The sequence below is a fragment of the Providencia sp. PROV188 genome, assembly GCF_027595165.1.
GTDB classification, from domain to species: Bacteria; Pseudomonadota; Gammaproteobacteria; order Enterobacterales; family Enterobacteriaceae; genus Providencia; species Providencia lanzhouensis.
In genome coordinates this window covers 2,851,265-2,876,634 of sequence record NZ_CP097291.1, presented here as the reverse complement: position 1 = coordinate 2,876,634, position 25,370 = coordinate 2,851,265, and the positions used below count along the sequence as shown (strand labels likewise).

Below are 25,370 nucleotides of genomic sequence, written 5' to 3'. Positions count from 1 at the left end.
ACACAAAATCAGTCTATAATCCGCTATGTAATTAAGGTTAAACCTTCCCACAAGGGGAAGGTCAAGGGGAATTATGAATATTAGTGAAATTGCCAAAAAAACCGGTCTGACTGCGAAAGCAATTCGCTTTTATGAAGATAAAGGGCTGATCACACCACCGGAACGCGGGGATAATAGTTATCGCTATTATCAAGTCAGACATCTCGATGAGCTGATGCTTTTAAAACAAGCTAAAGATGTGGGGTTTACGCTGGACGAGTGCGGGGAGTTGCTGGGATTGTTTCGTAATCCAAGCCGCCACAGTGCGGATGTGAAAAGTGCGACGATAGCGAAAATTGATGAAATTCAGCAGACGATTTTAAAGCTGTCGGCTATTCGGGATACGTTACAAGAATTAGTGGATGTCTGCCCCGGTGATGAAGGGGCAGACTGCCCGATTATTGATCATCTGGCGCGTGGCTGTTGTCACCATGGTAAGGCTTAACTTTTAGGGTGTTTCCGTCTACGGCGGTTACTTCCACTTCAGCTTCCGCTTTTAATGGGACGTCGCTGTATATGCGCCAACTGCCATCGGCGAGGCGCACGCGGCTAAACCCCTCTTCGGTATCAGTTAGCAAGCGTGCTCTAACACCAACCAGCTGGTGGCTGATTTGGTTGACATCATCGGCACGGCTGGCTTTGCGGTGGCTGAGCCATTTTCGCCATAAAATCGCAGAAACGACGGTAAATACCGCAAATAAGATACCTTGCCATTCCCAACTGAGGAATGGCAATGCAAAGGTGAGCACCCCAACGGTGACGGCGGCAATGCCGGACCAAAGTAGGTAGCCACCTGTACCAAGAAGTTCAGCAATCAGCAGTAATCCCCCAAGACATAGCCAAAACCAGACGGGTTGAGTGCTGATAAATTCTATCATTCTTTAGCCTGCTTTTTGCTTGCACCCATTTTTTTGCTTTCGCCAATGAGTTCAGTGATCCCACCAATCGCGCCCATTAAGTTGCTGGCTTCTAATGGCATCATGATCACTTTGCTATTTTCTGCCGAGCCAATGCTAGTAAGGGCGTCAGTGTATTTTTGTGCCACAAAGTAGTTGATAGCCTGCATATCACCGGCGGCGATCGCCTCAGAAACCATTTGAGTCGCTTTGGCTTCTGCTTCAGCCGCTCGCTCACGCGCTTCTGCTTGTAAGAAGGCAGATTGACGTTCACCTTCCGCTTTCAAAATTTGCGACTGCTTTTCACCTTCCGCTTTTAAGATAGCCGCTTGACGAATACCTTCCGCTTCCAGAATATCGGCACGTTTGGTTCGTTCTGCTTTCATCTGGGCGTTCATCGCACTGACCAGTTCTTTTGGCGGTTTGACATCACGAATTTCAATACGGGTGATTTTTACGCCCCACGGGTTGGTGGCTTCATCCACTACGTGCAGTAAGCGACCATTGATAGAATCACGCTGGGAGAGCATTTCATCCAGCTCCATCGCCCCAAGAACCGTACGGATGTTAGTCATGATCAGGTTCAGAACGGATAATTCTAAATTGCTGACTTCATACGCCGCACGCACAGGGTCAATTACTTGAATAAAGCAGACTGCATCAATGGTCACGTTGGCATTATCACGGGAGATAACTTCTTGGGATGGAATATCAAGGACTTGCTCCATCATATTGATACGGCGACCAATTTTATCCATAAATGGCACTAAAAGGTGTAAACCCGGCTGTAAAGTGCGGGTATAACGCCCAAAGCGCTCAACTGTCCACTGGAAGCCTTGCGGTACCGTTTTTACGCAGGTGGTAACGATAACAACAGCAATAATGACAAGAATAACAACTGGTAGTGCACCAGACGCGAACAAATCCATAGGTAATCCTTAACTAGTAAAGTAATGAATAAACTTGGCGACGGAACTTGCTCGCAAGTGCATCACCTGTTCCCATTGCTGACATGATATCCATCATGGTTTTTTTGATTGCGCCATCCCCTGCGTTTAAGTCTTTGCGTAAGAAGGTGAGCAGCATGTCTAACGCTTCTTCATTGCGATTGACTTCGTGAAGCTTTAACGCCAGTTGAACGGCTAACGTAGTATTTTCTTGATCTTGATTGAATTCTTTTATCAGCTGCTGAATTTCTGGGGTATCCGCAGCTTGCTTGGTTAATTCGATTTGAGCCACTAATCCTTGATAACGGCTGTCTTTATCTTGCATTGGCACGGTAGCTAACAAGGCTTCTGCATCATCAATTAAATGTAGACCAATTTGCACTTCAGCTAATAAGAACGTGATATCGCTGTTTTTAGGCGCAAGTTGGTTGGCTTCTTTTAGTAATGGCAGAGCCTCTTGAAGTTTGCCTTCCGCCACTAATTCAGCGGCTTGCGCAGCTTTTAACTCTTCTGGGCTTGGTAATACGCGAGAGAGTATTTGCAGCACAGCTTCTTCAGGCTGTGGACCTTCGAAGCCATCAACTGGGCGACCATTTTGCAGCACATAAACCGTTGGAACGCCTTTTAAGCCAAACTGGCTGGCGATCATTTGTTCTTCATCGCAGTTAACTTTTGCGAGGATAAATAGCCCTGCGTAGTCTTGAGCAATACGCTCTAACATGCTGGTGAATTCTAAGCTTTGAGGGCTGCGTGGTGACCAAAAGTAGAACATGACAGGCATGTTCATGGATTGTTCGATGGTCTGGTGTAGGTTGGTCTCGTTAATATCAATAATTTGTGCGTTAGCTAACATAAACAGTCTCTTTAAAATTCGTTATTAATCATGTCAATGAAATGGGGGCTTAGTTCTGTTTTTTCAATCTTTCTTGCCCTGACCCGCGAGGACTTTGTCCATTAGCTTATCGGGTAATACACGTTTTAGTATACGCACAAAAACCGTTAATAATGTGACAGAGTAGCGTACACGTGGACGCGGACTCTCTAATGCCAAAATCAATTTTTTGACCACATCTTCAGGATATAACGTAAATTTTGCGGCAATCCCCGGATTTTTAACTGGCTTATCTTGCTGAGTTTGCGCCACATTTTGGGTAAAGGCACTGTGGATGGGACCGGGCTCAATTAAGCTGACGTGAATACCAGAGCCTTGTAATTCCAAACGCAATGCATCTGACCAAGCTTCCAACGCGTATTTACTGGCGGCATAGGCTCCACGACCTGGCGTTGAGATAATGCCCATCACGGAGCTAGTTTGCACAATACGACCTTCATGGTGTGGCAGCATGGCGGGAAGCAGCAGGAAGGTCAATTGGTGAACTCCGAAAAAATTACTGGAGAATTGGGATTCCAATTGCTGGCGGCTCACGGTGTTCAATGGGCCATATACCCCGAATCCGGCGTTATTGAATAATCCGAAAAGTTTTCCATTACAGAGCGTCAGAACCTGCTGAGCAGCGGTCTCAACACTTACTGGGTCATCTAAATCTAACGTCACGGTTTCGAAGCCAAGTGATTGTAATCGTTCAATATCAGCCTGTTTTCGACAGGTGGCTATCACATGATAACCACGCTGTTTTAAAGTCTGCGCAGCGCACAACCCTATGCCACTTGACGCCCCTGTCACTAATACCGTTTTTTGCATAACTTTACCTACTCTGGGCTAAATGTTCGCTATCATATTGGTTCATTATAATTTATTTACCTAGCAAATTTATTTGGCTAATAACATTATTTGGTTAATAAATAGGGCGATAGCTGTTTTTCCATAAAATCTGCAATCGTGGGCTGGGCTTGCTCAGTGGGATGAATACCATCAGGTTGGATCCATTCCGGTTTGGTGATCACGCTTTCCATAAAAAATGGGATCAGCGGAAGGTTATTTTTTTCAGCCAGCGTTGGGTACACTTTTTCGAAGCTGGATGTGTAGCGTTTACCATAGTTTGGCGGGATACGAATTTGCATTAAGAGCGGTTTAGCACCATTTTGCTCTATTTGGTCGATAATCTGTTGTAATGTTATACCTAACTGTTCAACAGATAGCCCTTGCAAACCATCATTAGCTCCCAGCTCAATCAGCACCCAGTCAGGTTTGTGCTGGGCTAGAAGAGTGGGGAGACGTTCTAACCCTTGAGAGGCGGTATTTCCACTAATACTGCCATTAATAACTAAAATCGGTGGCGACTTTTTTTGCCAACGTTCGGCAAGTAATGTTGCCCAAGCTTGCTCGGCGGGTATTCGATAGCCTGCACTAAGACTATCGCCGAGGATCAATAGTTTCGTTGCAGCGAGTGTTTGTCCACTAGCGGTAACTAACAGGAGAAAAACCAATATATGTCGGCGCAAAATATTCTTGAAGTTCATCATCTCATTAAACGTGTTGGTCAAGGTGAACATGAACTGACTATATTGCAAGGAGTCGAGCTAATTGTCGAGTCTGGTCAGACAATTGCTTTAATTGGTGAGTCAGGTTCAGGAAAGTCCACCTTATTAGGCATTATTGCTGGGTTGGATGATGGCTCTAGCGGCACCGTGAAGTTGCTTGATCAAGACTTAACGACCATGGACGAAGAAGCTCGGGCGCGATTACGGGCGCAAAGTGTCGGCTTTGTTTTCCAATCTTTTATGTTAATTCCAACGCTGAACGCCCTTGAAAATGTCCAATTGCCTTCTTTACTGCGCGGTGAATCAGAAACCAAGAGTCATCAGCAGGCGGTGAGCTTACTGACGGATTTAGGGTTAGGAAATCGCTTAAAACATATGCCAGCTCAGCTTTCAGGCGGTGAGCAGCAGCGTGTGGCATTGGCTCGGGCGTTTAATGGTCAGCCTCAAATCTTATTTGCTGATGAACCTACAGGAAATCTTGACCGCCATACGGGGGATAAAATCGCCGATTTGTTATTTGCGATGAATAAAGAGCACGGTACTACGCTGATTTTGGTTACCCATGACAATGAGTTAGCCGCCCGTTGCCAACGTCGATTACGGTTAGTTGATGGGCAATTGAGGGAAGAGTCATGATTTGGCGCTGGTTTTGGCGTGAATGGAAAACGCCGTCTCTGTTGATTGTGTGGTTAGCATTAACCTTGGCAGTCGCCTGTGTGCTGGCGTTAGGGCGGATCAGCGATCGCATTGAAAATAGCATGAGCTATCAGAGCCAAGAGCTACTCGCGGGGGATTTGGTGCTGCGTTCTTCCCATCCGAGTGAGCCAACATGGCTTGCCGCAGCGCAGCAAGCAGGCCTGACATTGAGCCAGCAAATTTCATTTTCAACTATGGCGTATTCTACCGCTGATGAAGAAGGGCGCCCGCAGTTAGTGTTAGTGAAAGCGGCGGATGCGAGTTATCCACTATACGGTGACTTAGTGGCCGAGCCTGCGGGATTAAAACCCACTAAAGGGCATATTCTCGTTGCCCCGAGATTATTGGAATTACTGAACTTAAAGGTTGGCGAACAGATTGATATCGGCGATGGGACGTTTACGATTTCAGGAACGTTAATTCAGGAACCTGATAGTGGTTTTAACCCCTTTCAAATTGCGCCAAGGGTGTTGATCTCGATTGAAGATGCGCCATTAACTGGGGCTATTCAAGTGGGAAGCCGTTTAACGTATCGCGATATGTTTGCGGGTTCTCGCCAAGGGATTGATGCATTTAAAGAGAAATATGATGCTCAGTTACGTAGCGATCAGCGCTGGTATACCTTGGATGATGACAGCGGTGCGGTCGGGAAAACCTTTAAGCGCGCTCAGCAGTTTTTGCTGCTATCGGTGCTGCTAACGCTGTTATTGGCGATTGCTGCGGTGGTGGTGTCGATGACTCATTATTGTCGAAGCCGTCACCAACTGATAGCGGTATTGAAGACCTTGGGGGCAGACCGAGGTGCATTACGTAAGTGGATCATTGGTCAGTGGTTAGTGATTTTAGTGGCAGCGGCATTATTAGGGTCTTTGCTGGGGCTGGCTTTTGAAGGCATTTTAATGCAGATATTGTCGGCAATGTTACCTAAAGCCTTGCCGAGCGCCAGTTTTTGGCCGTGGATCTGGGCGGTGGCAACGCTGTTTATTATCGCGATTATTGTGGGGATCCGTCCTTATTATCAATTGATGGGTACTCAACCTTCTCGTGTATTACGGGAAGATGCCAAATCACCAATTTGGCCACTGTATTATTATCTGCCTGTGGTTACGTTGATAGTGGTCGGCGGGTTATTCCTGTTTGCAGGGGTAAACCCACTATTATGGTCAATCTTGCTGGGAATTGTTGTGGTTGCGGTGCTCCTTGCGTTGATTGGTTGGCTAGGGTTGTGGTTGCTGAGAAAAGTACAGTTTCGCCAGCTCAGTCTGCGTTTATCAGTGAGCCGCTTATTGCGTCAGCCATTGCAAACTATTACCCAGATGAGCGCATTTTCATTGTCATTTATGTTATTGGCATTGTTGATTTTGGTTCGAGGGGATCTTTTAGATCGCTGGCAACAGCAGCTACCTGCGGATAGCCCGAATTATTTTCTGATTAATATGACTCAGTCTCAGCTTGATCCTGTTACGCAGCTGTTGAAACAGTACGAGGTTACACCAACGGAGTTTAATCCAGTTGTGTTAGCGCGTTTATCGGAAATTAATGACCAGTCTGCGATTGAGTGGGCGGATGCTCGCGATCCCAATAATAATACGGTTAGGCGAGAGCTAAGCTTAACGTGGCAATCAACATTGCCGCCTGCAAACGAGTTAGAGCAAGGGAGCTGGCCACCAAAAGCGGGGGAAGTTTCCATTGAGCAAACTGTCGTTAAAGAGTTAGGACTAAAAATCGGCGATAAATTGACGTTCAATGCTGGCTCGCAGATTTTCACGGCTAAAGTGAGCAGTATTCGTAAAGTGGATTGGGAAAGTTTGCGCCCAAATTTCTACTTTATTTTTGCGGAAGAAACATTATCGCCAATGCCAGAAACATGGTTGAGTAGCTTCCATTATGATGGCGATGGGCAGTTGTTAACACAGCTGAGTCATCAGTACCCAACTATTAATGTGTTGGATACGGGCGCTATCATCACGCAAATTCAGCAGATTTTACAGCAGGTAAGCCAAGCTTTAGAAGTGATGGTGGTTTTGGTGATTTTCTGTGGCGTATTATTGTTACTCGCACAGATTCAAGTGGGTATGAGCCAACGAGAGCGTGAGTTGGTGGTGTATCGTACCCTAGGTGCGAGCAAAAAACTGATGCGCCGTACTTTATGGAGTGAATTTGCCTTACTCGGCGGAATGGCAGGGCTTGCCGCGGCATTTGGAGCTGAAGTGGCACTATGGTTACTGCAAACTAAGGTCTTTGATTTCCCGTGGCAGCCAGAATGGCGCCTGTGGGTGTTATTGCCGCTCTGTGCTGGGTTCTTGTTATCGGTGTGTGGCAGTTGGCTGGGGCTGAGGTTAATCGGCACTGGCAATCAGCATCGTCGATTATCGAACGGTTAAATGTATAAAAAGTAGAATAGTCACGAAGGTGGCTATTCTACTTAAAAATGAAAATCGGATGCTTGAGCTTCGCTGTATAGATTTTTTAAGTTGATGTATCCGACATCAAATAAATATTATTTTGTTAGTGTGATTGGTTAAACGAACTGTCTCTAATCCTTCACAAAACCTTCATTCGCCACGGTTATGATTCCGCCATCAATTATTGATGGTATGAAATAGGAAAATAACAATGGTTCGCCTTACACCAATAACTTTCAAACTAACATCCCTTTCTTTATTAATTGGTTTACTCTCATTTAGCACCGCAGGGGTTGCTCAACAAATTTCACAGAAACAAGTGCCAGCCACACTTGCTGGGCATGCCATTTTATCGGTGGATGCGACAGTACCAACGCCGGAAAATGCACCTTCGGATATGCAACATAGTGGCAAATACACTACAGGAACCCGCGTTGATACACTGAATAAAGTGGAGGGAAAATCCGATGGGCGCCCAACAGGTAAGTTTGTTCCAATCAAGGGGCAACCGTTACAAGGTCATTCAGGTATCAAGCGTATGGCTGATGGTACCTACTGGGTGCTCACAGATAACGGTTTTGGGAATAAAATGAATTCCCCTGACTCTATGCTGTATTTAACTCAGTATGATATTGATTTTAAAACGGGGAAAGCCAACCCGTTGAAAACAATTTTCTTCCACGATCCCAACAAAATTATTCCTTTTCATATTATTAACGAAAGCAGTGAAAAGCGTTATTTGACGGGAAGTGACTTTGATCCAGAAAGTTTTCAATTTGCCGATGGTGCCTTATGGGTGGGTGATGAATTTGGGCCTTATCTCATCAAAATGGATTTAAATGGCAAGGTGTTGGCGCTATTTGAAACACAAGTTGAAGGCAAGAAAGTCGTTTCCCCTGACCACTACACACTGACAACGCCGGGTAAACCTGCGGATAAAGTGATTTTCCAAGTCAATCGCTCAAAAGGTTTTGAGGGAATGGCATCATCGCCGGATGGCTCCAAACTTTATCCGATGTTGGAAGGGGCTTTGTGGCAAGAAGATAAACAAGACTATGAGAATGTGAACGGCAAAAAAGCGGCACGTATTCTTGAATTTGATGTGAAAAAGCAAGATTGGACTGGGCGCAGTTGGTTATATGTTTTTGAAGATAATCAAAATGCCATCGGTGATTTTAACCTGATTGATGACATTCACGGTTTGATTATCGAACGTGATAATGGGGAAGGCACCGCGGATAAAGCGTGCGCTGAAGGCGAAAAAAACAAAGAAAACTGCTTTAGCAACTTAGCAAAATTCAAACGTATTTATCGCATTGAATTTTCAGATAAAAATGTGGGTGATGCAGTGGATAAACAAGCCTATGTTGACTTAATGAACATCCAAGACCCTAACAAGCTAGCCAGAAAACCGCTAAATGATGGGGTATTTACCTTCCCATTCTTTACGATTGAAAACGTGGATGTGGTGGATAATGAACATATTATTGTCGGTAACGATAATAACTACCCATTCTCTTCCAGTCGTGAACCTAATCAAGCGGATGATAATGAATTTATCTTGCTGAGAGTACCGGAATTATTGAAGTAATGCGTAATCAGTTATACCGGTAAGAAGTAGAACGTGTAAATGGATCCTTGTTTTTCCCTTGGTTTGATATTTGCTCGGGTTATCCCCGAGCGTTTTTCTTTTTAGGGGTTAATCTTTTTTTACTTCTAAAGCAGGGGGCTTCATCATTAAAGTAAAGAATAGGATCACGATAACAGGAGCTGCGATGGTTAAAAATGCAGGGGTAAAACTGCCTGTAATATCCTTAATTGCACCTGCGATAAATGGCGCTAAACAGGCAATGGTTGAGATTAAATTGACGACGGAGAACAACTCTAAATAAGGTCCGCGACCAAAATAATTGGACAGTAAAACACTGGACGCTAAGAAGGTCATACCGTAGCCAACACCCACGCAAATCACGAACAAAATCAGCCAGAACCATGATGTGGAGATACTCAGTGCCACTACGCCAAGCACCATAATAATTAGGCTACCAATCAGTAAACGTTTCGGCTCCAACCATTCACCCGCCGCGCCGCCTAAGAAGCGCGAAAATGCATTTACAAACGCCATGGTACTTAGCAGAGAAACCGCGATGGTCATACCAAATCCACGCTCTTCAATGTGCGCCACTGCAAAACTGTTTACTGTAATACCGCACCATAAAAAAGAGGTATAAGTCGCAGCAATTAAATAGAACTGCCAAGTGCGTAATGCGCGGCGAACTGTCCAAACTTCAGCGGTACGATAAATAGGCTTATTCGCATGACTAACTTGTTTTTGCATTACTTTTTTGGCGTGATCTTGTTCTTTTTTCCCTTCACGTAATGTCAAGATAGTGATGATTGTGACAATGCTAAGATAAACTGCACATAGTACCCAGTGCATTCGCCAAGAGCCTAATTGATTCGATGCGTAGAAGTAAATCCAAGGACCTGCAACGCCACCCAATCCACCAATCGTGAAATACAATCCAAATGCCAGAGATTGTTTTTCAAATAGGCGAGAAAGTACATAGGTACCCGGAACGGTCGCTAATAGCGTAAACCCAATACCAATCAAAGCGGTACCTAAGAAATAGGTGCTGATAGCTTCGGTGGAGTAGAGGCTATAAAAGCCAGAGCAGAACACGAGCATGCCTAAAAGTAGCGTGAGACGAACACCGACTTTACGTATCAGCAATGAGGGTAAAAAGCTCGCTAAACCGCAGGTTAAACCAAGTAAAGTAAAACCAAAGCCTGCCTCAGTCCAACTCCATTTTAATTCGCCGATCATGCTCGGTAATACTACGCCTAATGAGGTAAATGTGGTGGCGGTAGCAAGGAAATAAACCAGTCCGAGGAGAATAAGAATTGACCATTGGTATAACGGACTAAACGGTGAGGCTTGTGTTTCTGGCATATGCACTCCAGTGGCGCCCTAGTGAGTTAGTCATCACTCACAAGTAATCACTATAAAAGTAGGGCAAAAATAGCACAATGCCCGAAATATCACTCTCGGGCACGAATAGCGCTATTTTCCCTATTTTTGGCGAGAGTACCAGCCTAATTTTGTTTTTGCCCACTCAATGCCACTTTTATACTCATTTGGCAGCATTGGGATCAAACTATCGAGGGTATTTTCGAGTTGATGAACATCGCTATGAGTCAGATTTAAGTGACCCACTTTACGTACTGGGCGCACTTCTTTCTCATACCAATGTAAATGGACTAAAGGCAGATTTAACCATTCTTGGTTAACATCAGTGCCAATTAAATTGACCATCACCGCAGGGCTGAAAACTTCTGGTGTCGGCATCGGTAAATTTAAAATCGCGCGTAAATGAAGCTCAAATTGGCTAATGGAAGCACCGTTTTGAGTCCAATGCCCACTATTATGAACGCGAGGGGCGATTTCGTTGATCAGCAGTTTATCACCAACCACAAAACACTCCATTGCCATCACACCGATATAGCCTAACTCATCCATCACGGCACTGAGCATCGTCTGTGCTTGTTGTTGCTGGACAGGGTTTGCATCAGGAAAAGCCACACTGGTGCGTAAAATCCCTTCTTGGTGAAGATTATGGGTGATTGGGTAGAACACTGATTCACCGGATTGGCTACGGGCGCCAATTACGGAGACTTCAGCATCAAATGGGATCCCTTGCTCGACGATGCATTCACCGTAAATTTCCGCAGGGAGTGCTTGTTCATCACCAGGGCGAACACGCCATTGACCACGACCGTCGTAGCCACCAGTTCTACGCTTGACGATTAAAAAATCACCAAGAGTGGCGAAAAATTCTGGCCACTGGTCTGGCGATTCTAATCGCGCCCAAGGTGCCGTCGATAAATTTAATGAGTCGAACAGGCTTTTTTGTGGGAAGCGGTCAGCTAAACGTGGAAAAATATCACGGTTAATAAACGCATTATGACGCGCTAACTCTTTGGTTAATGGGGTTTCAGGCCAACGTTCAATTTCAGCGGTGATCACACTTTGCTGATAAGGAACGGCTTCAGGCTCTGCATCTAATCCAACAGGAAAAACAGAAATGCCCAGCGGTTCACCTGCTTGGCGCAGCATGCGACCTAATTGACCGTTACCAAGGACACAAACCGGTTTCATTACGCTTCCCTCGGATCTGGGTTATTTAATACGTCGTTGGTTTGTGCTTCACGCCATGTGGATAAGCGATTGAATAGCTCGCTGTCATGATTGGCTAAAATTTGTGCTGCTAGCAGTGCGGCGTTAGCTGAGCCCGCTTTCCCAATGGCAAGTGTGCCAACAGGAATGCCTTTTGGCATCTGAACGATAGAATACAGGCTATCGACACCACTTAATGCAGCGCTCTGTACAGGGACACCAAGGACGGGAACCAGCGTTTTTGCGGCTAACATTCCAGGTAAATGGGCGGCACCACCGGCACCAGCGATAATCACATCAAAACCATTTTGTTTAGCATTTTCAGCAAAGGAAAATAGTTTGTCTGGCGTGCGATGTGCGGAAACAATCTCAACATGGAAAGGTAGTTGCAGTTCGGTCAGCACGTCAGCGGCATGCTGCATGGTTGTCCAATCACTTTTAGAACCCATAACAATGGCGATTTTTGCCGCAGATTGAGCAGGAACTTGGGCAGTCATTTGGTGTGATCCCTGTATTGAAAAATATCACCCTAAGGGTGGGAATGTGAATTGCCCCGATCATATCACGGTAATTAGGTAAGGAAAACGTTTGCGTGATTATAAAATAAGCAAACAGTCATACTGACGACCAACAATTTATCTGCGTGTCTTTATCAAGATAGGAATGTTAAAAAGGAAAGAAAATAAGCTCAACGCCGTTTTCGTTGATCACAAAGGCTGAGCCTTCGCTGTGCCATGCGCCTAAAACGCCACGAAAATGAAGTTGACCACCGAGATTAATCTCGTGGATAGCAGGGCGATGCGTGTGTCCGTGGATCATCCATTGTGCTTGATGGCGGTTTAAGGCATCAATCACCGCGTCGGAATTGACGTCCATAATGGCTTCGGATTTCATACTGCTGGCATATTGGCTATTGCGACGCATTTTTTGTGCGATGCGGCGGCGAATAAAGAGCGGTAGCAGTAAAAATACCCGTTGGATCCAAGGAGTATGGACCTTTTTACGGTAGTTCTGATAAGCAGCATCGTCGGTGCATAAGGTATCACCGTGCATAATTAAAATACGCTTATCATATAGTTCAAGTAGGGTTTCTTGGGGCAAAATGGTCATGCCGCACTGTTTTGCATAACGTTGACCCAATAAAAAATCGCGATTGCCATGAATGAAATAGCAAGGGATACCGCGTTCACTCAGCTGTTTTAGAGCCTGAGCCACTTGCTGATGCAAGAGGGTATTATCATCGTCGCCAATCCAATAATTGAAAAAGTCACCGAGAATATACAGGCTGTCGGCGTGGATGGCTTGCTGTTCAATAAATGTAAGAAAACCGGCGGTGATCGCCGGTTCATCTTCACTTAAATGCAAATCTGCAATGATATAAGTGGACATAAATTCAGGGATTACTCGCTGACAGTCACTTTTTCAATCACAACATCTTCGCGAGGTACGTCTTGGTGGAAGCCACTGCGACCAGTAGAAACGCCTTTGATTTTGTCAACAACGTCCATACCTTCAACCACTTCAGCAAATACGCAGTAACCCCAACCATCTGGGCGCTCTGAACGGAAGTTTAAGAAGTCATTGTCAGCGACGTTGATAAAGAATTGTGCTGTTGCTGAGTGTGGATCGTTAGTACGAGCCATTGCTAATGTACCGCGGCTGTTTTTCAGTCCGTTATTAGCTTCGTTTTTGATAGGCGCTTTAGTGTCTTTTTGGTTCATGCCTGGCTCAAAACCACCGCCTTGGATCATGAAGCCGTTAATAACACGGTGGAAAATGGTATTATTGTAGAAACCTTCGCGGCAGTAAGTTAAAAAGTTTTCGACAGTGACAGGTGCTTTGTCTGCGAAAGTTTTGATAACGATGTCACCGTGATTGGTATGAAATGTAACCATAATAGCTATCCTGAATAATTGTTTTTTATGCGCTAACTTGCGAAAGCGTTGAGATCAGCAAGTTTATATCACAGATAAAACCTGACTTGAAGCGACAGTGTGTTTGCAAAATAGGTTATCCCATAACAGTGACCTAATAAATCAGGCGATAAAGTCAGGCGCTAACCTTGCTTTCTTCGGGTGATCGCGATTCAATACCGTGCTATTTTCGTAAGGTTGAATCTGGATATTTTATCCTCAACATCGCGATAATCTGATGTATGATAAATATACACGTACTAATAAAATGGAAATAAAAAGATGCTGCAGATTTTCAATACACTGAGTCGTCAAAAAGAAGAATTTAAACCCATCCATGCTGGAAAGATTGGGATGTACGTGTGTGGCATCACCATTTACGATTTGTGTCATATTGGTCACGGTCGTACCTTTGTGGCTTTCGATGCAATTAGCCGCTATTTACGCTATTTAGGCTATGACCTGAATTATGTGCGTAACGTGACGGATATTGATGACAAAATCATTAAACGTGCCGCTGAAAATAATGAAAGCGTGGAAGAATTAACTACGCGCATGTTAGCGGAAATGCATAAAGATTTTGATGCATTAAATATCCTACGTCCAGACAGCGAACCGCGTGCCACTCGCCATATTCATGAAATCATTGAGCTAACTGAAAGCTTGATTGAGCGCGGTCATGCTTATGTTGCTGATAATGGCGATGTGATGTTTGAAGTCAAAACTGATCCAAACTACGGCTTATTATCTCGCCAAGACTTAGACCAACTTCAAGCGGGTGCCCGTGTTGAAGTGGCTGATGTAAAACGTAATCCAATGGACTTCGTTTTATGGAAAATGTCCAAAGAGGGTGAACCAAGCTGGGAATCTCCGTGGGGATTAGGTCGCCCAGGTTGGCATATCGAATGTTCGGCAATGAACAGTAAAGAGTTAGGCAACCATTTTGATATTCATGGCGGCGGCTCTGACTTAATGTTCCCGCATCATGAAAATGAAATTGCGCAATCTACCTGCGCCCATGATGGCCCCTATGTTAATTACTGGATGCATTCCGGTATGGTGATGGTTGATAGAGAAAAAATGTCTAAATCTCTCAACAACTTCTTTACCATCCGTGATGTATTAGAGTACTACGATGCGGAAACTGTACGCTACTTCCTGCTTTCAGGTCACTATCGTAGCCAATTGAACTATACCGAAGAGAACTTAAAGCAAGCGCGTACCGCGTTAGAACGCTTATATACAGCGCTGCGCGGCACGGATAAATCGGCTGTACCAGCAGGCGGCGAAGAGTATAAGAATCGTTTCTGTGAAGCGATGAATGACGACTTCAATACACCAGAAGCTTATTCTGCGTTGTTTGATATGGCGCGTGAATTAAACCGCCTGAAAACTGAAAATATGGATGCAGCGAACGGCATAGCGGCTCAATTACGTGAACTGGCAAAAGTGCTGGGACTGTTAGAGCAAGATCCTGAAACTTTCCTGCAAGCTGGAGCACAAGGCGAAGATGATGCGGAAGTCGCGAAAATCGAAGGGTTGATTAAACAGCGTAATGATGCGCGTCAAAGTAAGGATTGGGCTCTGGCGGATCAGGCGCGTGATGCGTTAGCGGCGATGGGGGTTGTGTTGGAGGATTCGTCTGCCGGTACGACATGGCGTCGCAAATAATTCTCGTCATTCTTCGAACTGTAGCTGTGTTGCCGGCACTCGCTAACCCTAGTCACATACTTGTGTATGCTCCTAGGGATTAGCTCCTTTGGCGCCTTGCTACAATTCGAATAATTTAGAGAATTTAGCTTAACTAGCTTAACTAGCTTAACAAATAAGAATAAAACCCACTAAAAAGGATCTATTTTTGGTGGGTTTTTTTATGGCTGCAGCGGCTAAATTTGCAAGCGAGGATGATGACAGTTGTCGATACTACCCAGTGAAATATAGACAGTGGAATTTAACATTGGGTCACCAAAACGGTGAATTCACTCACAATGAAAACATAGATAAGGATAAATATGTTTCCAATAAACACTAATCGACTAACTGTATCGCCATTGACAGAATTTCCAGTATCATCAAATACAAGCCATCTCCCTGAACGTATTAAGTCTATCCAAAATATCTCCGAACTTAGCCCACATTTGGCTGAAACAACACCCGTCAAAAGAAATAGGTTAAAGCTAAAACTAAAACTAAATATAGGAGTCGCTACTAAAGCTACGGCATTCGATAAATTGGCTGAAAAAACACAGTTACTGGTGAAAAACATTGAATACGATACAGAGAGTAGGGGGCAGAGATATCCCAATATTGGTAGTGCAAAACAGACTCAAATTTCAATACAAAACTCTTGCAAATCTCTTGTCACCTTAGCTGCCAATCGGCTCCAAGTGGGGGGAGAAAATTTAGCCATCCGCTGCCAATACCCCAAAGATAATGACCAAGCCATTGAAAATCATTTGTCTATGCTTATAGCAAACAAAACTCCGATATTAGTTGTCTTAGCATCAAAACAAGAGATTGATAATTCTATCTTGCAAGGAAAGAAGCTCCCACCTTACTTTATGAGTAATCAAAAATATGGCGCCATTGAAGTCACTTTTGAACAAGAAAAAAAGAACTATAAAGTAGAACCTAAAAAAACAAGCACAGGGGCGAACCCGTTGGAATTTAGCCAATATAAAATGGAGATTTCTAATGGTCATAAAAAGCATTCAATCCCTGTGATCCACGTGACTAATTGGAATGATGGGGGAACGGTGACAACGGAGGAGTTAGTTAAATTAAACCAGCTTATTAGAGTCATCAATGAAGGTAGCTTATTTGAACTCTATAAAAATCAAGGAGTAGATATAGAAGGAAGAAATAAACCGCTTCCCGTTATTCATTGCAAAGCTGGCATTGGTCGAACAGGGGTATTAGCGGCATGCATGCAGTGGAGAAAGGCAGGAAATAAACTATCGATGGAAAATATCGTATTAGCATTGCGGGAGACAGGAAGCCCGAATATGGTCCAAAATGAAGCGCAATATCGGCAATTACAAGAATTCACAAATGTGCCATTATCCCCAACAAGAACAATCGGTAAGTGGGCTTTTTGATTGAGTAACAAAAGGTAAGCTGAATAGGGCTCAGCTTACCTCTATCAAGGATGCAGTGAGAACTACTCTTGTACCTTGATTTGTTCGCTTCCCATAGAAACGACTTTGCCTGCGACAATTTTGCAGCGTTTGCGTGTTTCAACAACACCATCAACTTGCACTAAGCCATCAGCAATCATTGATTTTGCCATCGCGCCACTTTCTGCCCAACCTTCAATTTTTAGCAGGTCGCATAACTCGATATGGGGATGACCATCAAGATGAAAAATATCCATTGTGACTCCAAATTACATTAAATATCGTGGTACTCTTCGCACGCCTGTAGCGTGTTTTGAATCAGTGTAGCCACGGTCATTGGCCCAACACCGCCCGGAACTGGCGTGATCCATGCAGCGCGTTTTGACGCTTCATCGAAATCAACATCTCCAGTCACTTTGCCATTTTCTAAGCGGTTAATACCGACATCGATAACGATAGCGCCCGGTTTGATCCATTCGCCTGGAATAAAGTTAGGTTTACCTACAGCCACGACTAGTAAATCCGCATTACGGACATGCTGTTCGAGATCTTTGGTAAAGCGATGAGTAACGGTGGTGGTGCAGCCCGCTAATAATAATTCAAGGCTCATCGGACGACCAACAATATTTGATGCGCCAATGATAACGGCGTTTAAACCATAAGTATTAATGTCATAACGCTCAAGTAAGGTAACAATCCCTCTTGGGGTGCAAGGACGCAGGCGAGGCGCACGTTGGCATAAACGACCGACGTTATAAGGGTGAAAACCATCGACGTCTTTATCGGGATGAATGCGTTCAATCACTTTGACGTTATCAATGCCAGCAGGTAATGGTAACTGAACTAAGATGCCATCAATTTCATTATCTTGGTTAAGGTCATCAATAAGCTTGAGCAGTTCAGCTTCAGTTGTCGTGTCTGGTAAATCATAGGAGCGAGAAATAAAGCCAACTTCTTCGCAAGCACGTCGCTTACTGCCAACATAAATTTGAGAAGCGGGGTTAGCGCCTACGAGAATAACGGCAAGCCCGGGAGCTCGTTTACCATTGGCAATACGAGTTTGTACTTTTTGAGCAACTTCCTGTCTAATTGCTTGCGCAATCGTTTTCCCATCAATAATTTTTGCTAACATCTGTAACTTAATCCATATATGAGACACGGGGGATGACTCTATTTTGTCAGAACTTGCTAGTAATGTCAGGTCTATCTGATAGATAAAGTAAGCATATCGTTATTTAAGTAGTGAAAAGCCATTGACTCGGCGCTCAGCAACCGTATAATTCAACGCCATCAGCCAGATAGGCTGTCTGCGCACACAATGCGCCCTTAGCTCAGTTGGATAGAGCAACGGCCTTCTAAGCCGTAGGTCACAGGTTCGAATCCTGTAGGGCGTACCATTCTCAAGTATTTCAACGTCTACAATAGCCCATAAAACCCTTATAAAATCAGTATCTGCAAGAATACATAGTATCCCAAGGTCTACTCTCGTCTATTGAAATCTACAGCTATGTGGGGGCATAATTGGGGGCATTACCCCGTTCAATGAAAATCGGTGCCCCCAAATGAAGCTAACAGCCAGACAAGTCGAAACTTCCAAGCCAAAAGAGAAAGCGTATAAACTGTCTGACGGTGGTGGCATGTATTTAGAAGTTGCTCCGAATGGCTCTAAATATTGGCGTATGAAATATAGGTATGCCGGCAAAGAGAAAAGACTGGCTTTAGGTGTATATCCATCAATATCACTTGCACAGGCTAGGGCGAAAAGAGAAGAAGCCAAGCGCATATTAGCGTTAGGTGATGATCCATCGTTGGTAAAGAAAGCCGAAAAGCGAGAAAAAGAGTCTCAGGTCAACAATAGCTTTGAGAAAATCACACTTGAATGGCATGACTATAAAAAGCCGAATTGGTCGCAAGGTTATGCTGATGACTTATTAGAAGCCTTCCAGAAAGATATCTTCCCTTACATTGGTAAAGCTAGCATTACGGAAATTAAGCCACTAGACATGTTAGAAGTGCTTCGAAAGCTAGAAAAGCGCGGTGTGTTGGATAAACTAAAAAAGATAAGACAGGCATGTAACCAAGTATTCCGTTATGCAATTGTGACGGGGCGGGCAGAGTATAACCCTGCATCAGAATTAGCTGGCGCACTGTCTACACCAAAAGCAAAACACTTCCCCCATTTAAACGTTAATGAATTACCTGATTTTTTACAGGCACTATCTGTATGTAGTGGAAGTAAGATCACTCAGATTGCGACCAAGCTATTGATGATAACAGGTGTTCGTACTATTGAACTAAGAGCTGCTGAATGGCCAGAAATAGATTTCGATAAGGCTATTTGGGAAATACCAAAAGAACGTATGAAAATGCGTCGACCTCATATGGTGCCATTATCTACACAGGCGTTAGAGTTATTCAAAGAAATACAAACCATAACAGGAAAGTTTAAATATATCTTTCATGGCAGGAATGATGCTTCTAAACCAATGAGTGAAGCAGCAATAAATCAGGTCATAAAGCGTATTGGTTATGATGGTAGAGCCACAGGCCACGGATTCAGGCATACAATGAGCACCATCCTACACGAACAAGGCTATAACACTGCATGGATTGAGACACAGCTAGCACACGTTGATAAGAACTCTATTCGTGGAACGTATAACCATGCTCAGTATATTGATGGACGTAGAGAAATGCTTCAATGGTACTCTGATTACATGGACGCATTAGAGAACGGCGATAATGTTGTACACGGTAACTTTAAACGTGCTTAAGTAGCCAGCGATCGCATACTGAACCAGACAGTAAAATGTCTGGTTTTTTTTATGCTGGAACTAGTTGTTATTGCAATAAATATTTAAAATTTTACAGAAGTTATCCACAATTACCATCTGATTAGTACACTTGATAATACGCAGATATACGATACACTTTACTTTAGTATTATTTGATAGACGGTAATAGACCACATGGAAACTCAGGGAGATGAGGCGTGGATATATTAGCTAGCCGAAAATGGCTAACACTTAAAGAAACATCTCGTTTTTTAAGTAAGAAATTAAAAAATGAAATTAGATTATCTGATGTTGCGCGATTGATTGCTGATGGCGTAATTAGACCCTCAGTTTTTTTTCATACCCCAGTTTTTGTTAGAGCTGTTGATATTACAGACAGACCACTTTCTTATGTTTTGTCTGAAACAGAAACTGCTCTTTCCGATAATCGTAAGCTATTAAGCCAAGAGCCAATATTGCCTAATACATTAGTACCTCACGCCACACCTATTGATAATCAAATCATGAGAGTTTCTAGTTTATGGTCAGCTTTGCCTACAGGTATAGCAAAACATGAAGCGGAAAGAATATATTCGCAAGAAGAACAATTACCTATGCCAACACGCTCGTTATATGACATAAAAGGGATCGTCATCGCTGAACCAACAAAAAAATATCAACTAATCACTGGGTTTGATGTTGAAAAAGAGTTGCTGGAGTTAATCAAATTAAGTCAATCACAGGATGGTGAGGGAAGTGGTTTTCTTTCTGGGCATATAGAAAAGTTGAAAAATATCCGAGATGAAGTTCGCCATGGCAAAATGGAAAATAGCTTTATTCCCTGCACGAGCTTGCCTCAGAATGCATATTTTGCAATTAAGATGGAAGATATAGAATCATTTTTCTCTGAGAGTCGAGATCCCCAAAAAAAGATTTCATTAAAAACACAAAACGCACAAGCTCAATTTATTTACGGTTTACTTTTTACTAAGTATGGCAAGGATGTTGCTGATAACCCCCGTCCTCATATTGAAAATCCAAGAGGAGTAATTAGAACAGAATTCGACTCATTGAACCTCTCATTACCTAGCGGAAACGCTGTTTCTGGCTGGCTTAAAAATATTGACTCGTAATATTACGAACTATTTTTGTAATATTACGAAAACACCTAATTCAACGAAGTATATTCCATCCTGAGATCTACGAACGTCTACTAAGGCGTATCATTAACTAGATAACAGGGGGGCATAATGCCAACAGCAACAACCTTAAAAGAAAACCTCATTCGTTTACCTGAAGTTATGCGTCGTACTGGCTATGGTAAAGCGTGGATTTATCGCCTTATCGAAACAGGACAATTCCCGAAATCAGTAAAAATCGGTACTCGTTCTATTGCTTTCGTTGAGTCAGAAGTGGATGAGTGGGTAGCAAATAAGATTGCTGAATCACGTACTGGCGAGGTGGCATAATGGAAAAGAAAAACCACCCGTCACAGGCGGCTTCTCAGAATAACGTAGCATCGTCTATTCTACCAAAGAACCCACCGAAAAAACACCGCGCCCGTTTATATATGTTAGGTACAGGCATTAATGGATTTACAGAGAATGAAATATTAATTCATTGTCGTTTATCGTCAGGTCGTAATTATCCAAATGAATTGGAACGTTTATTAAATATCGAACTGGAACGCATTGATGAGCCCAATCCTGATGGTATCGGGTCACACTACCGTTACCGCTTTAAGACGGCTCAGGATGCGCAGAAGGTTATCAATTTAATCAATGAGCGCGCTGAACAAGGTAATTACCAGACGCTAGATAAAGCACTCGTAAATAACATTTTAAGCCTCTACCCGACAAAATAACGGAATAAGAAAATGAAACTAAAAAATAACAGCTTAAATGCTGGTGGATTCGCTCATCCAAAATTCAGCGACGAGACTATTTTAAATATCAACTCAGATGATATTTCCGTTATTCGATTTGAGGGGGTAGAGGTACGGATAGTTAAAATTAATAACGAGCCGTGGTTCGTCGCTAAAGATGTTTGTGATGCTCTACAATTAACTAACTCAAGGGCTGCTTTGCTGGCTCTAGATGAGGACGAAAAGGATGTAAGTTTAATTTACACCCTTGGCGGTAATCAGAAGTTGAATATTATTTCTGAGTCTGGATTTTATAAACTGATTGCCCGTAGCCGTAAGGCAACCACTAAAGGCACATTTGCGCATCGTTTTACTAATTGGGTATTCCGTGACGTAATCCCATCTATCCGTAAAACTGGCGCGTATGGTGTGCCATTCTCAGCGTTAAATGACTTTACCAAGCGTCAGCAACAATACCAAATTACAGCCTCAAAACATGGGCGTGATCTGCAATCCTGTAAGCAAAAGAAAGCTGATTTACAGCGTGAAGAACGCGAGTTGTGGAAAAAGTACCAGCCTGATTTTCTTGATGGAGAAATCCACTAATGATGGCTATTAACTTACAAATGTTTGGTACACCCAAAGCGCTGTATCAAAGTTCAAATATTAATCAATTAACACCCGATTGGGTGAATATTGCCTACCAAGAGAGTGATTCCCTACTGGCAGGTAATAACGTAAGTTCAACGTACACTAATCAGCCGATTACCGTAGCTTTAAACTACGGTATTACCGGCAACCAATCAGACAAATTTTCGTCTGGTTACTCGGTTAATATTTTGGCTCAGCAACTGGCTAAAACTTTAGCCGATGTATCAGCGAAAATTTACGCCAATCAATCACCCAAATTTACGGGAAATAAATTTGGGGAATATTTCTCAGGTCAATCAGCAAAACATTTTGCCAATCTAAAACGTGGAGAATTTACACCATTTGCTAAAGGTGGCTTTTCTCACCTTTCTAAAGAGGCTAATTATCCTCATTGGCAAGGTTTAATCGGGGTCACTACACAAGGCAGAATTGAGTTTTGTCAGTCCATAAAAAAGGAACACGAAGAGTTTTTTGAGTCCATAAAAAAGGGCAGCCAATCGGCTACCCTCGGGAACGTCGATATTGAATATCGAGCAAGTGAGAACTATGAGAATAGTATTCATCTTGTTATTGGTAAAGGTAATAACCTTGAGTTAATACAAAAATGTGCAATACATCACTTGCGCTTATGGGTGATTGTTGGCTATAGTAAAAACGCACTAGCAAAATCTAGTGCCGGAATTGGCGTTCTGAATCAGTTACTGGCGACACATGACGCGCCTTGCGTCTTTTTTTGTGTCCATGCCTACGCACACCCATTAAATGCGGTATTATATCGCGCTGAATCTATGGTGGCGGCAGCAGAGCAACCGCAAGGTTGGCTGGATTCCAGTAACTCCAGTAACGCCAACTCTACTGTCGTCACCACCCCCGAAATTGGCGTTTCTAGTGGTGACTCCTTAACAAAGTTACTGGAGATCATCGTTATGATGGCAACCCCTACCCAAACTCAATTTAAATTCCTGTTTTTGAGCATTAAACGCTCAGATACTACCGCTAAACCTTGTCGCATTGCTGTTACAGCATCGAACGAACACGATGCAAGACTCATGCTTGTACGTGATTACATTCTGTCATTCGCTGGGCGCTTACCCGCTCAGGAGGTGACAGCATGAGCGCAGATATCACTATCCATCAAGCAGCTGAAAAAGCACAACAGCTAGAACTGATTAGCCTGATGCTTCCTAATTATCCTCGCAATTTTACACCAAGCGATATCGTCGCTATTTCCTCACTTATGACGGAATTATCCGGTGATGTAGCGGCATTCTTGAACGATGTGGCAGCACAGGAGTGTAAGGAATGAGCAAACCAATTTCTTTAGATGTAGCCGCATACAAGGCACAGCAAGCCAATTCATTAATCACAACGATATTAGAACAGGCTCAAGGGAACTGTTCGAGTGAGTTGGTGGATCTCATTTCTATTGCTTGCGATTTAAGCTGTGAAATATCCGAATCCCTCGAGGAGGCGACCAAATGAAAACAATCAAATTAAAAGTTGGTCACTTATCTACCTTAGAAGAAGTCGAACACATCAACGAAGAACTCCAAGCATTATTAATCCCATTATTAACGGCTGTAGAGAATGAAGCTGATACAGATACACATTTTCTACTAAGAGCAGTTAATCGCCTTGTATGTGCTCAAGGGAAAGAAATCACTAGGTTAGCGGAGGTGATGAAATGAGACTGGTCACTATCAATGCCACCAGCCTAAGCCCATTCATGTATCAAGGTAAGCGAGTTGTGACCTTTGCCATGATTGACGAGGTACACCAACGCCCGAAAGGTACAGCAAAGCGCACATTCAACACACATAAAAAGCACTTCATTGATGGGGTAGATTACTTTTTGCTCACTAAGTACGTAATACGTACCGAGTTACCCGAACTAGAGATAGGCGGTAAGGCAAAAGAGTTAATGCTTATCACTGAGTCAGGTTATTTGATGGTTGCCAAGCCATTTACCGATGATTTGTCGTGGCAGGTTCAACGCTCAATGGTTAACAGCTACTTTCGTTTGTCTGAGTTCCCCGAAATTAAGCACATTCAAATCCCCACGCTGGCGGAACTTGAAGCCATGCCAATTAGTGAGGCTCAAAACTTGATTAGCAGTTTAGAAGCTGACTCTTATCAAGGTCACGGTAGGCGCGGCAGTTATGCCATGAACCTACGCCGCAAGGAGAAGAAAGCACTTAAACCAATGGTAATAGCCATTGAACAAGCCTCACAGCTACACATTCAGGATATGGGGGATTACCGCTCATGAGAACGTTTCAAATAGCAGGGTATGGCACAACACCGAAAGGGTTAACGCTAGGTATTTGTAAGCAGGTGATATCTGCCACCCAGAAAGACGCACAATCGCAAGTGATGCGAGAAGCGCAACGTGACGGTTTAACCGATATCCGAATTAACTATGTGCGTGAGGTGAAGTAATGACTCAGGAACAAAAGCGTGAAGTAGAAATGTTACTAGAGCCGCACCAAGCAAAAGTATTAATGCTGATTACTTTACTTTCTACGTGGCTGGAAGCAGAGGGATGCGAAGAAACCAGAAACATGATCTGGGCGGTATTGACCGTTGTTTATTCGATTAGGGATGAAATGAACGAAGCGGCAGAGGGAAAATAATGAAACTTAATTATTTTGACAGTGGCGCAGTCGCCAAAATCACCGTAACCAGCAATCTATTTCAATATAAAAAACATCGTCGCGTTGTGGAAACGGCACTACTTAAAACCCATGTAACAGCCAGCACAAAGCGCGGGTTAGTGATTAAAACAGTGATTACAGGTAAGTCCTCGCATGTGTTGAGAGCTTACAAGGTAGCAGTAGCGGAGGCGAACCGATGAATATTACAAACATTAACGCATTTGAGCACAGCGAACAGGGCGTAATTCTCATTACTACCGCAGCGAATCAAGAGGCGATCAGCTACAGCGAAGCATTGGACGCACTGAATAATGGCATCTTTGATGGCAATTTGATTTTGGGTTTTGAGTTAGTTCTCGCTATTAGTAAGGGAGAGGTTAACGGCTTCTTTAAATCTACGATTGAGCAAACGGTCATTCTTTGGCGTTGGATTGTCGCAGCCTCATTTGTTATGGAACAAGCCGATCATAACGGGTTTCATTATGCTGACGATGGGAAAGGCGGAGTGGTTACCGCCGCAGTGTATCGCAATGAGCACGCCGCTTTAACTATTTATGCCTCCAGTGAGCGAATGTTATTAGCAAATCATGTTGAGAGTATTGCTTATGAACATTATGAGCCTAAGTATGCTCCTGCAATGGCTTTACGTATGTATCGTGATTTTATCAATCTTGAGCCAAAACAAGGCTGTCGGCTATCAGATAGAGGTCGAGAGGGGCTATCGATGCTTCACGATGATCTCATTCGAATGATAGAAGATGGTGACTTTAAAGACACCGTCACCGTTCACTAGGGA

32 protein-coding genes and 1 tRNA gene are annotated in these 25,370 nt (G+C 43.6%); 21 read left to right on the top strand and 12 right to left on the bottom strand.

The window, feature by feature from the left end; all coding sequences use genetic code 11:
* The first annotated feature begins 73 nt into the window (after window positions 1-73).
* A complete protein-coding gene (gene cueR, locus M5X66_RS13295; protein ID WP_270103643.1) occupies window positions 74-484 on the top strand; it encodes a Cu(I)-responsive transcriptional regulator in 411 nt (136 codons plus the stop codon).
* On the opposite strand, the gene M5X66_RS13290 is transcribed toward cueR, so the two are convergent.
* From M5X66_RS13290 to tesA, 5 genes are all read right to left on the bottom strand, one after another.
* Window positions 438-917, bottom strand: a complete 480-nt coding sequence (locus M5X66_RS13290) for an NfeD family protein (RefSeq protein ID WP_108478322.1) — start codon at window positions 915-917, stop codon at window positions 438-440. The genes cueR and M5X66_RS13290 overlap by 47 nt on opposite strands.
* Window positions 914-1,864, bottom strand: a complete 951-nt coding sequence (locus M5X66_RS13285) for an SPFH domain-containing protein (protein ID WP_036952154.1) — start codon at window positions 1,862-1,864, stop codon at window positions 914-916. Before M5X66_RS13285 ends, M5X66_RS13290 begins: the two co-directional genes overlap by 4 nt.
* 13 nt (window positions 1,865-1,877) lie before the next feature.
* The gene (locus M5X66_RS13280) at window positions 1,878-2,735 is read right to left on the bottom strand and encodes a co-chaperone YbbN (RefSeq protein WP_036952152.1); all 858 of its coding nucleotides are present in this window, start codon (window positions 2,733-2,735) and stop codon (window positions 1,878-1,880) included.
* Between the two features lie 63 nt (window positions 2,736-2,798).
* Window positions 2,799-3,584 (bottom strand): SDR family oxidoreductase, encoded by a 786-nt coding sequence (locus tag M5X66_RS13275; RefSeq protein WP_154609478.1) that lies wholly within the window; start codon window positions 3,582-3,584, stop codon window positions 2,799-2,801.
* An 86-nt stretch (window positions 3,585-3,670) separates the two neighbouring features.
* Window positions 3,671-4,306: a multifunctional acyl-CoA thioesterase I/protease I/lysophospholipase L1 gene (gene tesA, locus M5X66_RS13270; protein WP_036952149.1), complete on the bottom strand. Its 636-nt coding sequence runs from the start codon at window positions 4,304-4,306 to the stop codon at window positions 3,671-3,673.
* Between tesA and ybbA the strand changes: the two genes are divergently transcribed.
* The 3 genes from ybbA to M5X66_RS13255 all read left to right on the top strand — a co-directional run bounded on the left by ybbA (window position 4,274) and on the right by M5X66_RS13255 (window position 9,016).
* The gene (gene ybbA, locus M5X66_RS13265; protein WP_036952147.1) at window positions 4,274-4,960 is read left to right on the top strand and encodes a putative ABC transporter ATP-binding protein YbbA; all 687 of its coding nucleotides are present in this window, start codon (window positions 4,274-4,276) and stop codon (window positions 4,958-4,960) included. The genes tesA and ybbA overlap by 33 nt on opposite strands.
* Window positions 4,957-7,404 carry a putative ABC transporter permease subunit YbbP gene (gene ybbP, locus M5X66_RS13260; RefSeq protein ID WP_270103642.1) on the top strand — a complete coding sequence of 816 codons (2,448 nt, stop codon included), beginning with the start codon at window positions 4,957-4,959 and terminating at the stop codon, window positions 7,402-7,404. The genes ybbA and ybbP overlap by 4 nt, the downstream gene beginning before the upstream one ends.
* Window positions 7,405-7,636: 232 nt before the next feature.
* Window positions 7,637-9,016 (top strand): esterase-like activity of phytase family protein, encoded by a 1,380-nt coding sequence (locus M5X66_RS13255; protein WP_036952145.1) that lies wholly within the window; start codon window positions 7,637-7,639, stop codon window positions 9,014-9,016.
* Between the two features lie 108 nt (window positions 9,017-9,124).
* Here M5X66_RS13255 and M5X66_RS13250 read toward each other — a convergent pair whose 3' ends face one another.
* The 5 genes from M5X66_RS13250 to ppiB form a co-directional block, all read right to left on the bottom strand.
* Complete coding sequence (locus M5X66_RS13250) at window positions 9,125-10,378, bottom strand: MFS transporter (RefSeq protein WP_154609476.1); 1,254 nt, start codon at window positions 10,376-10,378, stop codon at window positions 9,125-9,127.
* A 120-nt stretch (window positions 10,379-10,498) separates the two neighbouring features.
* Window positions 10,499-11,584 (bottom strand): 5-(carboxyamino)imidazole ribonucleotide synthase, encoded by a 1,086-nt coding sequence (gene purK, locus M5X66_RS13245; protein WP_270103641.1) that lies wholly within the window; start codon window positions 11,582-11,584, stop codon window positions 10,499-10,501.
* Complete coding sequence (gene purE / locus M5X66_RS13240; RefSeq protein WP_036952140.1) at window positions 11,584-12,099, bottom strand: 5-(carboxyamino)imidazole ribonucleotide mutase; 516 nt, start codon at window positions 12,097-12,099, stop codon at window positions 11,584-11,586. The genes purK and purE overlap by 1 nt, the downstream gene beginning before the upstream one ends.
* 169 nt (window positions 12,100-12,268) lie before the next feature.
* Window positions 12,269-12,991, bottom strand: coding sequence for a UDP-2,3-diacylglucosamine diphosphatase (lpxH, locus tag M5X66_RS13235; protein WP_154637022.1), 723 nt, complete (start codon window positions 12,989-12,991; stop codon window positions 12,269-12,271).
* Window positions 12,992-13,002: 11 nt separating this feature from the next.
* Window positions 13,003-13,497, bottom strand: coding sequence for a peptidylprolyl isomerase B (gene ppiB, locus M5X66_RS13230; protein WP_006659258.1), 495 nt, complete (start codon window positions 13,495-13,497; stop codon window positions 13,003-13,005).
* A 300-nt stretch (window positions 13,498-13,797) separates the two neighbouring features.
* Here ppiB and cysS point away from each other — a divergent pair, with 300 nt between their 5' ends.
* Window positions 13,798-15,186 carry a cysteine--tRNA ligase gene (gene cysS / locus M5X66_RS13225; protein WP_154600093.1) on the top strand — a complete coding sequence of 463 codons (1,389 nt, stop codon included), beginning with the start codon at window positions 13,798-13,800 and terminating at the stop codon, window positions 15,184-15,186.
* A 341-nt stretch (window positions 15,187-15,527) separates the two neighbouring features.
* A complete protein-coding gene (locus M5X66_RS13220) occupies window positions 15,528-16,613 on the top strand; it encodes a protein-tyrosine phosphatase family protein (protein WP_154637023.1) in 1,086 nt (361 codons plus the stop codon).
* A gap of 62 nt (window positions 16,614-16,675) precedes the next feature.
* On the opposite strand, the gene ybcJ is transcribed toward M5X66_RS13220, so the two are convergent.
* Both ybcJ and folD read right to left on the bottom strand, forming a co-directional pair.
* The gene (ybcJ, locus tag M5X66_RS13215) at window positions 16,676-16,888 is read right to left on the bottom strand and encodes a ribosome-associated protein YbcJ (protein WP_108478314.1); all 213 of its coding nucleotides are present in this window, start codon (window positions 16,886-16,888) and stop codon (window positions 16,676-16,678) included.
* Window positions 16,889-16,905: 17 nt separating this feature from the next.
* Window positions 16,906-17,763: a bifunctional methylenetetrahydrofolate dehydrogenase/methenyltetrahydrofolate cyclohydrolase FolD gene (gene folD, locus M5X66_RS13210; protein ID WP_036952132.1), complete on the bottom strand. Its 858-nt coding sequence runs from the start codon at window positions 17,761-17,763 to the stop codon at window positions 16,906-16,908.
* A gap of 188 nt (window positions 17,764-17,951) precedes the next feature.
* Here folD and M5X66_RS13205 point away from each other — a divergent pair.
* The 15 genes from M5X66_RS13205 to M5X66_RS13135 all read left to right on the top strand — a co-directional run bounded on the left by M5X66_RS13205 (window position 17,952) and on the right by M5X66_RS13135 (window position 25,367).
* Window positions 17,952-18,028: transfer RNA gene (locus M5X66_RS13205), tRNA-Arg, on the top strand.
* A 165-nt stretch (window positions 18,029-18,193) separates the two neighbouring features.
* Window positions 18,194-19,405, top strand: a complete 1,212-nt coding sequence (locus M5X66_RS13200) for a tyrosine-type recombinase/integrase (protein WP_270103640.1) — start codon at window positions 18,194-18,196, stop codon at window positions 19,403-19,405.
* 218 nt (window positions 19,406-19,623) lie between these two features.
* Window positions 19,624-20,538, top strand: coding sequence for a hypothetical protein (locus M5X66_RS13195; protein WP_270103639.1), 915 nt, complete (start codon window positions 19,624-19,626; stop codon window positions 20,536-20,538).
* A 117-nt stretch (window positions 20,539-20,655) separates the two neighbouring features.
* A complete protein-coding gene (locus M5X66_RS13190) occupies window positions 20,656-20,874 on the top strand; it encodes a helix-turn-helix transcriptional regulator (RefSeq protein WP_270103638.1) in 219 nt (72 codons plus the stop codon).
* Window positions 20,874-21,269 (top strand): hypothetical protein, encoded by a 396-nt coding sequence (locus M5X66_RS13185; RefSeq protein ID WP_270103637.1) that lies wholly within the window; start codon window positions 20,874-20,876, stop codon window positions 21,267-21,269. Before M5X66_RS13190 ends, M5X66_RS13185 begins: the two co-directional genes overlap by 1 nt.
* Before the next feature lie 12 nt (window positions 21,270-21,281).
* Window positions 21,282-21,875: a BRO-N domain-containing protein gene (locus M5X66_RS13180; protein ID WP_270103636.1), complete on the top strand. Its 594-nt coding sequence runs from the start codon at window positions 21,282-21,284 to the stop codon at window positions 21,873-21,875.
* Window positions 21,875-23,035 (top strand): host cell division inhibitor Icd-like protein, encoded by a 1,161-nt coding sequence (locus tag M5X66_RS13175; RefSeq protein ID WP_270103635.1) that lies wholly within the window; start codon window positions 21,875-21,877, stop codon window positions 23,033-23,035. Before M5X66_RS13180 ends, M5X66_RS13175 begins: the two co-directional genes overlap by 1 nt.
* Window positions 23,032-23,226, top strand: a complete 195-nt coding sequence (locus M5X66_RS13170) for a hypothetical protein (RefSeq protein ID WP_036983497.1) — start codon at window positions 23,032-23,034, stop codon at window positions 23,224-23,226. The genes M5X66_RS13175 and M5X66_RS13170 overlap by 4 nt, the downstream gene beginning before the upstream one ends.
* The gene (locus tag M5X66_RS13165) at window positions 23,223-23,402 is read left to right on the top strand and encodes a hypothetical protein (protein WP_036983499.1); all 180 of its coding nucleotides are present in this window, start codon (window positions 23,223-23,225) and stop codon (window positions 23,400-23,402) included. The genes M5X66_RS13170 and M5X66_RS13165 overlap by 4 nt, the downstream gene beginning before the upstream one ends.
* Window positions 23,399-23,608: a hypothetical protein gene (locus M5X66_RS13160; protein WP_036983530.1), complete on the top strand. Its 210-nt coding sequence runs from the start codon at window positions 23,399-23,401 to the stop codon at window positions 23,606-23,608. The genes M5X66_RS13165 and M5X66_RS13160 overlap by 4 nt, the downstream gene beginning before the upstream one ends.
* Window positions 23,605-24,189, top strand: coding sequence for an ORF6N domain-containing protein (locus M5X66_RS13155; protein ID WP_270103634.1), 585 nt, complete (start codon window positions 23,605-23,607; stop codon window positions 24,187-24,189). Before M5X66_RS13160 ends, M5X66_RS13155 begins: the two co-directional genes overlap by 4 nt.
* Window positions 24,186-24,359: a hypothetical protein gene (locus M5X66_RS13150; RefSeq protein ID WP_165906921.1), complete on the top strand. Its 174-nt coding sequence runs from the start codon at window positions 24,186-24,188 to the stop codon at window positions 24,357-24,359. The genes M5X66_RS13155 and M5X66_RS13150 overlap by 4 nt, the downstream gene beginning before the upstream one ends.
* On the top strand, window positions 24,359-24,553 hold the full coding sequence (locus M5X66_RS13145; protein ID WP_036951649.1) for a hypothetical protein: 195 nt from the start codon (window positions 24,359-24,361) through the stop codon (window positions 24,551-24,553). Before M5X66_RS13150 ends, M5X66_RS13145 begins: the two co-directional genes overlap by 1 nt.
* A complete protein-coding gene (locus M5X66_RS13140) occupies window positions 24,553-24,774 on the top strand; it encodes a hypothetical protein (protein ID WP_036983501.1) in 222 nt (73 codons plus the stop codon). The genes M5X66_RS13145 and M5X66_RS13140 overlap by 1 nt, the downstream gene beginning before the upstream one ends.
* On the top strand, window positions 24,771-25,367 hold the full coding sequence (locus tag M5X66_RS13135; protein WP_270103633.1) for a hypothetical protein: 597 nt from the start codon (window positions 24,771-24,773) through the stop codon (window positions 25,365-25,367). Before M5X66_RS13140 ends, M5X66_RS13135 begins: the two co-directional genes overlap by 4 nt.
* The last annotated feature ends 3 nt before the right edge of the window (window positions 25,368-25,370 follow it).